The sequence below is a fragment of the Micromonospora sp. MH99 genome (assembly GCF_021442385.1).
GTDB lineage: Bacteria > Actinomycetota > Actinomycetes > Mycobacteriales > Micromonosporaceae > Micromonospora.
This window is the reverse complement of the sequence record NZ_MUZA01000003.1, coordinates 72,296-86,872: the sequence shown is the minus strand read 5'-3', so window position 1 is coordinate 86,872 and position 14,577 is coordinate 72,296. Positions and strand designations below refer to the sequence as shown.

6 protein-coding genes and 1 pseudogene are annotated in these 14,577 nt (G+C 71.8%); 3 read left to right on the top strand and 4 right to left on the bottom strand.

From position 1 onward, the window contains the following. Position 1: 1 nt before the first annotated feature. Positions 2-2,347 carry a heavy metal translocating P-type ATPase gene (locus B0E54_RS02640; RefSeq protein WP_308195327.1) on the bottom strand — a complete coding sequence of 782 codons (2,346 nt, stop codon included), beginning with the start codon at positions 2,345-2,347 and terminating at the stop codon, positions 2-4. Between the two features lie 141 nt (positions 2,348-2,488). Here B0E54_RS02640 and B0E54_RS02635 point away from each other — a divergent pair. Both B0E54_RS02635 and B0E54_RS02630 read left to right on the top strand, forming a co-directional pair. Then, positions 2,489-3,577 (top strand): annotated as a pseudogene (locus tag B0E54_RS02635) (nitroreductase family protein); the annotation flags it as partial. A gap of 99 nt (positions 3,578-3,676) precedes the next feature. Next, entirely contained in the window at positions 3,677-5,353 is a 1,677-nt protein-coding gene (locus tag B0E54_RS02630; RefSeq protein WP_374109236.1) for a GAF domain-containing protein, read from the top strand. A gap of 15 nt (positions 5,354-5,368) precedes the next feature. On the opposite strand, the gene B0E54_RS02625 is transcribed toward B0E54_RS02630, so the two are convergent. Continuing rightward, a complete protein-coding gene (locus tag B0E54_RS02625) occupies positions 5,369-6,007 on the bottom strand; it encodes a response regulator transcription factor (protein WP_234581614.1) in 639 nt (212 codons plus the stop codon). A gap of 233 nt (positions 6,008-6,240) precedes the next feature. On the opposite strand from B0E54_RS02625, the gene B0E54_RS02620 reads away from it, so the two are divergent. Beyond that, on the top strand, positions 6,241-7,215 hold the full coding sequence (locus B0E54_RS02620) for a nitroreductase (protein ID WP_234581613.1): 975 nt from the start codon (positions 6,241-6,243) through the stop codon (positions 7,213-7,215). Between the two features lie 132 nt (positions 7,216-7,347). Here B0E54_RS02620 and B0E54_RS02615 read toward each other — a convergent pair whose 3' ends face one another. Next, a complete protein-coding gene (locus B0E54_RS02615; protein ID WP_234581612.1) occupies positions 7,348-7,608 on the bottom strand; it encodes a MafI family immunity protein in 261 nt (86 codons plus the stop codon). 10 nt (positions 7,609-7,618) lie between these two features. Continuing rightward, a complete protein-coding gene (locus B0E54_RS02610) occupies positions 7,619-14,515 on the bottom strand; it encodes a polymorphic toxin-type HINT domain-containing protein (protein WP_234581611.1) in 6,897 nt (2,298 codons plus the stop codon). Positions 14,516-14,577 lie beyond the last annotated feature (62 nt).

Below are 14,577 nucleotides of genomic sequence, written 5' to 3'. Positions count from 1 at the left end.
CTCAGCGGCGTTCGGGCACCGGGTCGGACGGGTCGAGCGAGAAGAACTCCTCCTCTTCCTGGGCCAGGTGCAGACGCAGCACCGCGTCCAACCCGTAGAGGGTGGCGAGCAGGTCGGGCACCTGATCCGGGCGCAGCCGGCCGTCGGCGGTCTGGGCGAGCTGCGCGCCCAGCAGGTCGACCTGTCGGCGGATCTCCACGTGTGCCCGGCTCATCGTCGAGGTCGCCTCGCCGCTGCCCAGCGGGTCGGCCAGGGCGGGATAGAGCTGCCGTTCCTCGGCGGCCTCGTGCGGCAGCACCCGTTCGGTCAGCCGGCGGTGCGTCTCGCGTACCGCCGGCAGGCACCTCGGGGAGGCCGGGTCGGTGGCGACCAGGTCGGCGGTGTCGCGCAGCCCGGCCAGCACATCGCGTACCTCCTGGTGTTCCCCGGCGTAGCGGGCGAGCAGCTCCCGGGTACGCGGCGGGACGTCCCGACGGCGCAGCCCACCACCGAGGGCCCGCAGCGCGTTGAGGATCACCAGCACGTCGATGCCCTCCTGGAGGAACGCGCCGGCGACCGGGGGCAGCCGGCCGACCGCCGCCACGAGCATCGCCAGCACCGCGAGGCCCATCCCGACGGTGGCGCTCTGCACCGCGATCCGGCGTGCGTAGCGGGCGATCTCGACCGCGTCGGCGAGCCGGTCCAACCGGTCCACGGTGAGCACCGCATCCGCCACGTCCGCGGAGGCGCTGGCGCCCGTAGCGCCCATCGCGACACCGACGTGCGCCTGAGCCAGCGCCGGGGCGTCGTTCACCCCGTCACCGACCATCACCGTGACGGCCCGGTCGGCCTCCGCCCGGACCCGGCCCACCTTCTCCTGCGGCGTGCAGCGGGCGAGCACGTCGTCCACATCGACGGCCTCGGCGACCTGCGCGGCGGTCGCCGGCCGGTCGCCGGTGACCATCACGATGCGCCGCAGCCCCGCCGCGCGCAGCCGGCGTACGGTCCGGCGGGCGTCGGGGCGTACCGGATCCTCCAGCAGGATCGCGCCGAGCGGGCCGCCGTCCTCGCTGACCCACACCGCGGACCAGCCGGCCAGCTCGGTGCGGGACCGCGCCCGGTCGGCCCACTCGGGCAACTCGCCGGCGAGCTGCCCGACCCGGATGAGCCGCCCGTCGACCCGGCCGCTGACGCCGCGCCCCGGCTCCTCGGTCACCCCGGTCGGCTCGGTCAGCGCCAGCCCCCGCTCGCGGGCGTGCCGGACCAGGGCGGTGGCCAGCACGTGCGGGGAGAGCTGCTCCACCGATGCGGCGAGCCGCAGCACCTCGTCCCGGTCACCGCCCGGCGCGACCACCGTCTCGGCGGTACGCGGGCGGCCGGCCGTCAACGTGCCGGTCTTGTCCACCAGCAGCGTCCGGGCCCGTCCGAGCAGCTCCAACGCGCCACCGTCGCGGACCAGCACCCCGCGCCGGGCCACCCGGGACAACCCGGACACGATCGCGATCGGGGTGGCCAGCAGCAGCGGGCAGGGGGTGGCCACCACCAGCACCGCCACCGCCCGGACCACGTCGCCGGAGAGCAGCCACGCCAGCCCGGCCAGCACCAGCGTGAACGGCACGAACGCGGCGGCGTACCGGTCCGCGAGCCGGACCATCGGGGCCCGGTGGGCGGTCGCCTCCTCGGCCAACCGGACGATCCCCGCGTACGTGCTCTGCGCCGCGTTCTTCGTCGCCCGCATGCCGAACCCCGCGCCGGCGTTGACCACGCCACTGGCCACCGCCTCGCCCGCCGCCCGCTGGACCAGCCGCGACTCGCCGGTCACCACCGACTCGTCCAGCGTGGCCGCCTCGTCGACGGTCCCGTCGACAGGCACCACGTCACCGGGCCCGACCAGCAGCCGATCCGCCGCCGCCACCCGGTCCAGCGGCACCACCTCGATCGTGCCGCCCGGCCCCCGCCGACGCGCGGTACGCGGGGCCCGCTCCAGCAGGGCCCGCAGGTCGCGCGTCGCCCGGCGCTGCGCGTACGCCTCCAGCGACCGTCCGGTCGCCACCATCACGGCGATCACCGCCCCGGCCAGGTACTCGCCGACGCCGAGCGCACCGGCCAGGGCCAGTACGGCGATCACGTCCACACCGAAGTGCCGGTGCCAGAACGCCCGCAGCATCGACCAGACGGCGGGCAGCAGCGCGGCCACCGTGACGGCGGCCCAGATCAGGTCGGCGGCGCCGGGGCGGCCCGCGATCCGCAGCGCCGCGCCCGCCAGCACCGCGACGCCCAGCCCGACCAGCGGCGTCCACGTTCCCCACCGCCGGATGCGGCTGCGGGCCGGCCGCTCCGGCACGCACTCGGTCGACTCGGCTGCCACCTGCGAATCGTCGCAGCCCACGACCCTCCTCGACGGCACACCGCACGGTTTTTCCCGCCCTGGGCGGCGGCGCGACGGGTGTCGGCCGGCCCGTCCGGGGAGGCGCAACGACCCACCGCGGTCGGGACCTCTGGCCCCTGCACGCCCCCGGCCGATGCCGCAGGATGGAGCGGCAACACACCGCGCGACCACGCCAGGTGAGGCACGATGGGCAGAGACGGAAAGGTCGTGACGATGAGTCAGGACAGTCAGCTGACGACCGCGCTGGCGGAGGCCGCCACCACCGCCGGCCACGCCCCCTCGGTGCACAACACGCAGCCGTGGCGCTGGCGGGTGCTCCCCGACGCGCTGGAGCTGCACACGGTCGCCGACCGGCAGCTCACCGCCAGCGATCCGGAGGGACGACTCCTGGCGATCAGCTGCGGCGCCGCCCTGCACCACGCCCGGCTGGCGCTCGCCGCCGAGGGCTGGCGCGCGGTGGTGCAGCGCCTGCCCGACCCGGGCGACCCCAGCCTGCTGGCACGCCTGACCGACCTGAGCCGGACGGCCGCCGACCCGGACGCCATGCGCATGGTGCAGTGCATGTCGGTGCGGCACACCGACCGGCGGCCGGTCAGCGACGAGCCGGTGCCCACCGACGCGATCGGGGAGATCGCGCGAGCGGTCACCGCCGAGGGCGGCCGACTCCAGGTCCTCGACCGCGACCAGTTGCTGGAGTTGGCCGCCACGGCCGGGCACGCCGACACGGTCGAGGCCGAGGACCCGGAGCTGCGCGCCGAACTGGCGTACTGGACCAGCCGGGCTGGCACCGGCACCGGCCTGCCGGCCGAGGTGCTGCCCGAGCAGCCGCCGCAGACAACCGTGCCGGGCCGCGACTTCGGCCGCCCCGGCAGCCTGCCGGTCGGCCCCGGTCACGACCGCGCGGCGGTGTACGCGCTGCTGCACGGCGACGAGGACGAGCGGGACAGCTGGCTGCGCGCCGGTGAAGCCCTCTCCGCCGCCTGGCTGACCGCCACCCGACTCGGCGTGTCGATGGTGCCGCTCAGCGCGGTGGTGGAGGTCCCTGGCACCCGGCAGACCCTGCGCCAGATGCTCGCCGGCATCGGCTACCCGTACCTCGTGCTGCGCATGGGGATCGCGGACCCGGCACACGCCGGCCCACCGCACACCCCGCGACTGACCGGCGAGCAGGTGGTGGACACCTCAGCGGTGCGCGGCGAGCGGGCCTGACGGGGGCAGATCGACGGTGTACGCCGGCGCTACGATCGCGCGGTGACCAGCAGCGTTCCGCAGCCCCGCCCGGAGTCCCCGGTGACGCCGTCGCTCGGGCTGAGCCCCCTGTCCCGGGTCCGCCTCGACGAACTGCTCCAGGAGATGCTGGACCGGGTCGGCGAGGTGATGACCAGCCGGGAGCGGCTGCGTGCGCTGCTCGACGCGGTCGTCGGCATCGGCACCAACCTGGATCTGCGCACCACCCTGCGCCGCATCGTGCAGGCGGCCTGCGAGCTGGTCGGCGCCCGGTACGGCGCGCTGGGCGTGGTCGGCCCGGACCATCTGCTGCACGACTTCATCGTGCACGGCATCACGCCCGAGCAGCACGCGCAGATCGGCGACCTGCCGCACGGGCGGGGCGTGCTCGGCCTGCTCATCGACGATCCGCGCCCGCTGCGCATGCCGGACATCACCCAGCACCCGCGCTCCTACGGCTTCCCCGCCAACCACCCGCCCATGCACAGCTTCCTGGGCGTGCCGGTGCTCATCCGGGAGCAGGTGTTCGGCAACCTCTACCTGGCCGAGAAGCAGGGCGGCGCGCAGTTCACCGAGGACGACGAGGAGATCGTCGTCGCGCTCGCGGCCGCCGCCGGTGTGGCCATCGAGAACGCCCGCCTGTACGCCCTGGCCCACCGGCGGGAACGCTGGCTCGCCGCGACCGCCGAGATCACCACTGTGCTGCTCGGTGAGGTACGCCGCACCGACGCATTGGCGCTTGTCGCCCGGCGGGCCCGGGAGGTTGCCGAGGCGGAGCTGGCGCTGGTGCTGCTGCACGACAGCGAGTCCGCCCAGTTCACCGTGGAGGTCGTCGACGGCGTCGACGAGCGGGCCCGGGCGCTGGTCGGCGCGGTCCTACCGGCCGCCGACACCAGCTTCGGGGCGGCCGTCGCCGAGGGCCGGCACGACCAGGTGGACGACCTGGCCCACGCCGCGCCGTGGCCGGCGCTGCTGCACACCGGGCCCGCGATCGTCTCGCCGCTGGCCACCGCCGACACTCTGCACGGCGTGCTGATCGTGGCGCACCGGCCCGAGCGCGGCGGCGGCGCCAGCGAAGAGGACGTGGCGCTGCTCGGCAGCTTCGCCGGTCAGGCGGCGCTGGCCATGGAACGGGCCCGCGGCCAGGAGGAACGAGAGCTGCTGGTGGTCCTGGAGGACCGCGAACGGATCGCCCGCGACCTGCACGACGTGGTGATCCAGCGGCTCTTCGCCACCGGCCTGCAGTTGCAGAGCGCCGCGCCGATGATGACCCGCCCCGAGGTCGCCAGACGGATCAACGCGGCCGTCGACGACCTCGACGCCACCATCCGCGACATCCGGCGCACCATCTTCGAGCTGCGGACGCCGATGACCGCCGCGCTGCGCACCGAGATCCGCGAGGCCATCGAGCTGGCCGCCGAGTCGCTGGGCTTCAAGCCGCACCTGGAGGTGACCGGCCCGGTGGACAGCGCCGTGCCGGACACCATCCGCCCGGATCTCACCGCCGTGCTGCGCGAGGCGCTGTCCAACACCGTCCGGCACGCGCGGGCCACCCGCGTCGACGTGGCCGTACGCGTCGACGCCGGTCAGGTCAGCGTGACGGTCACCGACGACGGGGTGGGCTGCGACGCGGCCGCCGCCCGAGGTGGCCTCGTCAACCTGCGGGAACGCGCCGACCGCCTCGGCGGCATCTTCACGATCCGCCCGGCCGTTCCGCACGGCACCGAGCTGTGCTGGTCGGTGCCCCTGCGGGACTGACCGGCGCGGGCCGGGTCAGGGCGTCTTACCCAGCAGCCGGGTGGCCAGGACGGCGGCCTGGGTGCGGCGCTCCAGGCCGAGCTTGGCCAGCACACTGGAGACGTAGTTCTTCACCGTCTTCTCGGCGAGGAACATCTTCCCCGCGATCTCGCGGTTGGTCAGCCCCTCGGCCACGTACTCCAGGATCCGCCGCTCCTGCTCGGTGAGCGACTTCAACTCGCGCGGCTGCTCGACGCCGTTGCGGATGCGCTCCAACACGCGGGTGGTGATCGCCGGGTCGAGCAGGGACTGCCCGGCCGCGACCCGGCGCACCGCGTCGACCAGGTCGGTGCCGCGGATCTGCTTGAGCACGTACCCGGCGGCCCCCGCCATGATCGCGGCGAACAGCGCCTCGTCGTCCTCGTACGAGGTGAGGATCAGGCCCTTGATGGACGAGTCGACGGCCCGGATGTCGCGGCACACGTCGATGCCGTTGCCGTCGGGCAGGCGTGCGTCGAGGATCGCCACGTCGGGCCGCAGCGCCGGGATGCGGCGGGACGCCTCCTGCGCGGAGCCGGACTCGCCGACCACCTCGATGTCCCCGCTGCTCTGCAGCAGGTCGGCCAGGCCACGGCGGACGACCTCGTGGTCGTCGAGGAGGAAGACGCGGATCATCCCTCGTTTCTACAGGTGCCGAGCGACGGGTGCACGGGCCGAAGGTCCCGACCCGCCCGGGCTCCGGGTGGTCCCGGCCCGGGTGGTCCCAACCCGGGGTGGCCTCGGCCCGGGCGGTCGGGCCCGGTGGATCGGGACGTACGGCCCTGCTCGGCGCCCACCCGGTGGGCGGACCGTGGGGGTGCGCCAGCCGTCGCGGCTCGACGGCCGGCCCACCGGAAGGGAGCACCGCCATGGACATCGGCTACACCACAGCCCACCTGCGGGCCGCCGCCGCGGACGCGGTCCGGGCGCCGTCGCTGCACAACACGCAGCCGTGGCGGTTCCGGCTGCGCGACGGCGGCATCGAGGTGCTGGCCGACCCGACCCGCCGGCTGCCGGCGACCGATCCGAGCGGTTGGGGCGTACGGGTCGCGTGCGGGGCCGCCCTGTTCAACCTGCGGATCGCGCTGGCCGTGGCCGGCGTTCCCGCCCAGGTGCGGCTGCGCCCGGACCCGTCCGAGCCGGATCTGCTGGCCCGGCTGGTGCCGGACATCCCGCGCCGGCCCACACCCGCCGAGCAGAGCCTGCACGTGGCCATCCCCCGCCGGTACAGCAACCGGCTGCCGTTCTGGCCGGACCCGGTGCCGTCCGACGCGCGGTGGCGGCTCGGCGACGCGGCCCGCGCCGAGGGGTGCTGGCTGGAACTGCTGGTCGGCGTGAGCGCGGTGAACGCGTTCGGCGAGATCGCCCGCAGCGCGCACCGGGTGCTGGAGCGCGACCCGGCATACCGCGCCGAGCGGGAGCTGTGGCTGCGGCACGAGCCCGCGCCGGACGGCGTGCCCACCGCGGCCGGCGGCCCGCAGCACGAGCCGCAGGACGTGCTGCCGGCGCGCGGCTTCGGTGGGCGCGACCGCGCGCCCGGGCGGGACTTCGAACCCGAGCCGCTGGTGGGCGTGCTCGGCTCGGTCGGCAACACCGCCATCGACCAGGTGGTCGCCGGGCAGGCCCTGCAACGGGTGCTGCTCACCGCCACCGACTCCGGGTTGAGCGTGTCGATGCTGTCCCAGCCGATCGAGGTGCCGACCGCGCGGGAGCAGCTACGGGTGTCGCTGGGGCGGTTCGGCACGCCGCAGATGGTGCTGCGCATCGGGTACGGCCAGCCGGGCCGACCTACCCCGCGCCGGGGAGTCGACGAGGTGCTGGTCCAGCCCGTCGGCAGCCGGTGAGCCTGCGGTTCAGGCTCGCACACCCGATGGTGATCGGTCGGGTGGGCTCGCTGACCAAGAGAGCCCACCCGACCTCACCGACCGCTGCTCCGGTCGCCACACTCCCGCCGGGCGAACAGCCTGCCGAACGCACTAGTCCGCGATGAGCTCGTCCAGCTTGTTGATCGACTTCAGCGTTCCCAGCTCCTTCGCGGCTGACACGAGACGCTCGTAGTAGGCGCAGGTGATCGGGAGATCATCCTCGTACAGCCACGAGCACATCGTGTCGAAGGCCAATTCCTCCTCGCCCACGCTCATCAGATGACGGACATCGGCGATGACCTCCGTCGACGTCAACGGAGATTCGTCGAGAAGACCCGAGATGAGAGAACGCAGGTATTGGTATCTCTCCATATTGTCCTCATCATCTCGGGAAGGCGGTGAGGACCTTACCGGTAAGTGGTTCGAAACGGACCTCGATCACCACTCCTCGCACCTCCCCGATTATCTCCTGAACGGCGGGATCACCCTTCCTCGTACGGAGGGTCTTCTCAGCGTAATGGGCGGACCCGGTCTTCCAGCTGCGCGTACTCTGCGGGTCGGTGAGCACATCTGCGACGGCGTCCAGGACCTCATCGTCGCTCCACTCCTTGGGGAAGGCAGACTTCCCCGGCAACCCCGGCCACGCATGCCCCTCAAGGATGTGGTCGGCATCATTGCCCAGGAGATCCCGTCCCACGCCGCAGTTGTGCACGAGGACTGGCGTGGCACCGGCCACCACGTAGTACGTGTGGATGTCGGCGACCGTGAGGTCGTGCATCGCCTCCAGGCCGGCGTACGAGCGCACGGCCTGGACCGTGATCGCCGTGCCGCCGAGCGCGCGCAGCGCCTCACCGACCTGGACGTCGGCCGCGTCGATCCAGTCCTTGCGGTCCTCGCTCCAGAACGGGTGGTGCTGGGTGGTCTTGATGACCGTCGCCTCGGCGCCGTCGGCCTTGACCGTCAGATCCGTCAGGTCCGCGTCCTCGTTGCGGTGTGTCCTGGTGACCTCGCGAGCCTCGGTCCTCCCGGTCTCCGGGTCGGTGGCGAGGACCAGGTCACCCTCGCGCAACTCCTCGATGGCCTTGTACCCGCCGTTGGCCAGCACCACCTTCGTCCCCGGCGCGAAACTGTGTCGTTTCGTCAGGCAGCTCTCGGCCGCCTTGAGGACGTCGTCAGCCCACTTCGTCTCCTGGGTCCACTTCAACAGGGCCCTGCCGGCCTTGGTGATCGTCTTGGCCATCGGTTTGGCCTTGCGCAGGAACTGGAGGGCCTTACCCACGGGCAGCATGCCGGCGAGGGTGAAGGCACAGGCCATCAGATCGCCGTGGATGCAGTCCAGGATGTCGTTGATGCCGAAGAAGTCGAGCAGCAGCTCCCCGCCGGCCTGGATGATGATCGAGATGGCGTTCTGCTTCTTGACCTCCTTGGCCCGCTTGATCTCCTCGTCGGTGGGGCCACCGTTCTTGCCGCCGCCCTTGCCGCCCTTGCTGCCGCCGCCGTTGCCGCCACCGGCCTCGTGCGCGGCGCGGGCTTCGGCCCAGTCGTCGTCGCCGCAGCTACCACCGCAACCGTCGTTGTCGCCCTTGACCTCGACGTAGTTGCCGTACATGTCCTCGTAGTCGGCGCCCGGACCGCAGGCGTCGTCGGAGCAGGCCCGCAGGCCGCTCGGGTCGGAGAACGTGATCGGGTTGTTGTTGCTGTAGGCGTACGCGTTCCACTGCTGCGGGTCGGCGAGGTCCTGCACCGGGTCGACGGAGATGAACCGTCCGATACCGGCGTCGTACTGGCGGGCTCCGACGTTGGTCAGACCCGTCGGATCCTTGTCGCCTCCGACGAAGCCCTTGCTGTTCGTCCACTGCGGCTGGGTGCCGCGCGGGTCGCCGTACGGTGTCTGCCGGCGGACGGTGACCGCCTGGGACGCCGCGTTGACGCCGGTCTGCTGGGTGCCCTGGTGGTCCGAGTAGAGCCAGGTCAGGGCGCTCGGCGTACGGTTGGCGACCGTCCTGCCGGCGAAGCTGTAGTAGCGGGTGCCGGTGACGACGGAGTTGTTGTCGCGCCGGATCTCCTGGCCCGGCAGGTAGAGCGTGCTTCCGGTGGCGTCGCGACGGATCAGACGCGCGCCCTCGGCGTCGTAGATGTTGGTCTCGACGGTCTGCCCGCCGGCGCTCACCGAGGCGAGCTTGCCCTCGGTGTTCCACTTCAGCGTCTGCGAGTTGGTCCCGTTGGCGCAGTTGTTCGCCGTGGCGGCCGCCGGCCGGCAGGTCATGTTGCCGACGTTGTCGTAGGCGTACTGGGTGGTGACTGCGGCCTGACCGGGCGCCTCGGTCAGGACCGAGGTGACCGAGTGCGGTCGTACGGCGTTCTTGCCGCTCGCCGGCGACGTGTACGTACGGGTGGTGTCCCCCGCCGCCGTGTGCACCTTCTCCGTGCTGCGGTTGCCGACCGCGTCGACGGTCCACTCGTGCCAGTAGGGGGCCGGCCCACCCAGGTTGGCCGTGCCCGGAGCCGTCTTGCAGTCGACACCCGCCTTGGGCGTCCACGCGTTCGTCATCCGGCGCAGGTCGTCGTAGCGGAAGCACTGGGTGTCCGCGGCGCCGACCTGCGGGGTGTCCTTGATCCAGAGGATGTTGCCGGCGGCGTCGTGTTCGTAGTCGGTGTCGACCACCGTGCCGGCGGCGGTCTCCGGCGTGACCGTCACCCGGTCGACGCGCCGGGTCGTGAGGTCGTAGTAGGTGTTGTCCTCGACGTACACGCCACCGTCGGTCTTGCGGGTGGTGAGCGTCGGCTCGCCGTACTGGGTGTACTGCTGGCCGATCACGTACCGACCCACGTTGATCAGGTTCGTGGTCAGCTCGGTGGGCAGGCCGGTCGTCGAGTCGTACGTGGTCTGCACCTTCTCGGTGGTCAGACCACCGCCGGCCGGATAGGTGACAGCCGTCGGACTGCCGTCGTAGGGCGAGTACTCGTAGCCGTAGGTCCAGGTGCCGGCGAGACTCGCCACCTCGTTGGTCGGGATGACGTAGTTGGTGCCGGTGGGCTGGTAGCGGTCACTGAAGCCGCGCACCTGCCACTTGTAGGCGTTCGAGGACCCGGCCGACTCGTAGCGGATGCTCTCGGTGAGCTGCCCGCGAACCACCTGACCGGTGTAGAGCTTGTCGTACTTCCACTCGGCCAGCTTGTTGGCGGCGCTCACGCTGCCGGCGTAGAGACCCTTGCGCCGCCCCGACGAGTCGTACTCGTTGACGAGCACACCGTTGGCGTCGGTGACCGTCTCCACCTGGTCGTACTGGGTGAAGGTGGTCGTGGTGACGCCCTTGTCCGGGTCCTTCGCGCTCGTCTGGCGACCCTTGACGTCGTACGTGTTGACCCACTCGTTTCCGGCGGTGTCCTTGACGAGGGTGAGCTGACCCTTGCGGTTGTAGGCGTAGGTCGTGACGTGGTCCGGCGTGACCTGCGTCCGGTCGGTCTGCTGCCGCAGCTCCACCGTGCGGCCCTGCACATCGGTAGTGGTGGTGGTGACGGTGCCACCCGTCGGCGGGGTCACCTTCGTGGCGTCGCCGAGGTACTCGGTCCTGGTCCGCCACTTCTCGACCAGGTTGGTGACACCGTCGGTGCCGAAGAACACCTGGTCGGTGGGGCGAGAGGCGTTGTCGTAGAGCGCCTTGGACAACGCCGGCACCGACCACTCCGGCTCCCACCAGAGCGCGCCGTCGGGCGTGCCCGGCTCGGCGTGGGCCTGGTAGGAGGTCACGGCCCGGCCGGTCGCGTCGTAGAGGGTGTCGGTGACGACCCGGCCGCCGCCCACGCCGGCTGTCTGCGTCTGGCGGGGCCGCAGGAAGGCGTCCTTGATCTCGTACGACGTCAGGTACCCGCCGCCGGCGTTGAGGGTCCGGCTCTTCGTGTACGGGTAGGCGTCCCGGTTGGGCGCGTAGTAGTACGTGTACTCGACCGACGGGCTGTTCGGGTGATCCGCCTGCGGCCAGCCGACCTTCCAGCCCTTGGCGAGCCGACCCATCGGGTCGTACACCAGGTCGGCCTGCTTGCCGTTGTAGTCCTTGGTGCGGATCGGCTGACCCCAGTAGGGGCGTACCTCGATAGTGTTCTCCCAGTCGACGGTGCCGCCGTTCGGGTCCGGCGTCCGGGTGGTCACGCTCGTGACGGGTCCACCTGTCGCGGGGGTGTACACCGTCTTCACCGTGCGGCCACGGGCGTCGGTGGCGGTCGCCGGACGCCCGTAGGCGTCGAAGGTGGCCTGGCTGATGGTCTGCCAGACGGTGCCGCCGGCGGCGGACCAGTCCCCCAGCCGGTCGATCCGGGTGACCTCACCGCGGATCGGCGCGGCGTCGACGCTCGTCGCGCCGTCGTAGAACTTCCGCTCGTCCGCGACGATGTCGTCCTGGCTGGTCGGCGCGGTCGCACACGGCAGGGCCTTGACGGTGATCTGCTTGACCGTCTCGGTCAGGTTCGCGCCGGTGTTGCGGTTGTAGAGGTAGGTCGTGCACGTCTCGTCACCGGTCTTGCCGACGTCGCCGTCGGACTGGACCGACTTCGTGCTGCCGTAGTCGTCGTCGAAGTCCGTCACCGTACGTCCGGTCCGCCAGCCGGATGCCCCGTTGACCCCCAACGCCACCGCCTCGTAGGTGACCCGGGTGTTCGTGAAGTGGGCGGAGACCACGTCCTTGTTGATGGTGCGGGTCGCGAGCGCCTTCGATCGCCACGGCACGTTGACCGTCTTGCTGACCGGCTTGCTCTCGACGCCGTTGTAGACGACCTGCTCACGGACCATCCCGGCGAACTGGTCCTCGTCGTACACGGTCTCGCTGCCGAGCGAGGCGCCAACGGTGACGCTACGGGTGCCGCCGGACGGCGCCGCCCGGTCACCGTGCATGCCGCGCAGGAACGTCGTACGCGTCAGCGTCTGGGCCGGCGCGTCACCCTTTCGGACCTCCACCTGACCGAAGCCGCGGAACTGGTTCCAGGTCTTACGCTTCGGCTGCACCAGCCCGTTGTCGTCGGCGTAGTGCCAGGCGGGAGCGCCCAGATAGGCGTAGTAGGTGTTCTGCACCGGCTGGCCGTGGTCGGTGCCGCCGGCCATCACCTTGATGTCCGACTCGGACACCTGCGTGACGACGTACTTGTGCCAGTACTCGGTGAGCTCCGCGCCGGGCACGTACGGGTCGGGGCCGACCACCGGGTAGCAGAGGCGCGTGTTGGACGACGGGGACGACGGAAGGCTGTTGCTCTTGCAGTCGGCCTGGCTGTACGTGACCTGGATCTGCCCTCCGGTCTCGGTGAAGATGTTGCCGATGCGCATCCGGTTGTTGCTGGTGTTGTTCTTGGTCAACACCCGGTTCGACATCGACACTGGCTCAAAGGTCACCGGTGGCATGACGACGGTGCCCCCGACCAGGCCCCTGTGCACCAGCGAGCTCAGCCACATGCCCGCGTGATCGCTGCCGTCACCGACCGGCGGGTAGGAGTGCGTAAGCGTCCACGAGTCCACCGGCTGCCAGTCCGGCGTGGTCTTCGTGGTGTCCCAGACGCGCGTGGTGACCGTCGAGAGCCGCTTGGTCGTCCAGAACGTCGGACCGTAGTTCTCCTTGCAGTCCGCCGCGGCCGACGTGCACTCCTGGTCCCAGGGGACGTCCTTCCAGTTGCCCCGGTTCGAGCAGTCGGTCACGCAGCGGTCCGCGACGTCGAGGACGACCTGGGCCAGGGGCTTGACCGAGCGGTCGGTGGAACTGCGGTCCCAGGTGCCGTAGTCGATCCGCCGCAGCGATCCGCCGCGGACGTAGGACGCCTTGTTGGTGGAGGTGGCGAGCTTGGCGTAGTAGTTGGATTCCTTCTCGTACCAGTACGACAGGGTGTTGCCGCGCGGGTCGACGACGTAGTCGAGGTTCCACCGCCAGGTCTGGTTGCAGAACGACGACGCGAACGAGGAGCCGTTGCACGGTTCGTTCGCGTGGTTGCCGGCGACCGGGACGGTCCAGGCGGACTCGGTGGTGGCGCTCTGGCCGGGCAGCGTGTTGCGGCCGAAGAAGTACTGCGTGCCGTCGGGCGTGGTCGCCTTCCAGTACTCACCGTCGTCGTCACCGTTGGCGGTGCCGGTCAACTTCTCGATCTTCGTGCCGTCCTCGTTGCGGCTGTGCCAGCCCTTGCCGGCCTCGAAGATCAGTTCGCCACCCCGACCGTTCAGCGACATCGTCGCGTTGTCGGAGCGCCAGCACTGGTCCCCGGTGCGGTTGGAGCTGTTGTTGCCGCCGCTCATGTCGTCGGCGCACGGCACGTAGCTGCGCTCGATGTAGCCGGACCAGAGGCTGAAGCCCTCACCGACCCACGACGGCTGGCTGTTCGACGCGTCGGACTGGCCGTCGACCGCGTCCGAGCTGTAGGAGAGGCCGAGGCTGGGTGCCGGGCCGCCGATGCCCGGCGGCATCCGCATGGGGTACGACCAGGAGAAGCCGCCGGTCGACGTGCCCGCTGACCAGGTGGCGCTGGCCGCCATCGGGGTCGCGGAGAAGTCACCCTCCGGACCCGAGCTGCCCGCGGCGAGCGCGACGAGCGTCCCGGCCTGCCCGGCGGTCCGCGCCGCCGCGCTGTCGACGGCCACCGGCACGTCGGCGGTCACCGAGGCGCCGTCGTTCGTGGAGATCAGGGGCTTGGCCGCGCACTCGGCCCGCTGCGGGTCGCGCAGTGCACACTCGGGGACCTGCCACAGCCGCAGCCGGGATGCCCAGTCGCCACCGAAGGCGTCCCGGAAACCGCGGTAGTCCACGGAGACGGTGGCCGCGCCGGGCTGAGCGGGTGTCGTGGACCGCGCGGCGGCCTGACCGGCGTCGCCGATCCGCAACATCAGTCCGTCGCGCCACCGGGCCGGCACGGCCGCGCGGTCCAGCAGTTGAACGGAGACCGCCGAGGTCCGGGCGCCTGCGGTGCCGGTCGCCCGCTGGACCGACACCGGCAGGGCACCAGCGGGCACCGCCGAGGACGAGGAGCGGCGCTGACCTGCCGCCGCGCCTGCCGCGCCGTCCGTCGGCAGCGTCACCGTCGCCCTGCCCGGACCGGGCCACACGGGCGCGGCGGGCTTGGCGTTCGGTACGGCCTTCGTCGTCCGGGCACGACCGACCGCCGGGCCGCCGTCCTTGTCGAGCTTCTCTCGTTGGCCGGTCCCGGGCTTGGGGCCGCCCGGCGCGGCCTGCGCCGGAACCGACGCTCCCATGATCACCAAGGCGGTGCTGAGCAGTCCGGCCAGGAAGGCCTTGCCGACGTTATGCGGCATATGCAGAGTTTGACGACGAGTTTTTGGGTAGGGGGTCACCATGCCTCCACGGACGAGGTCGA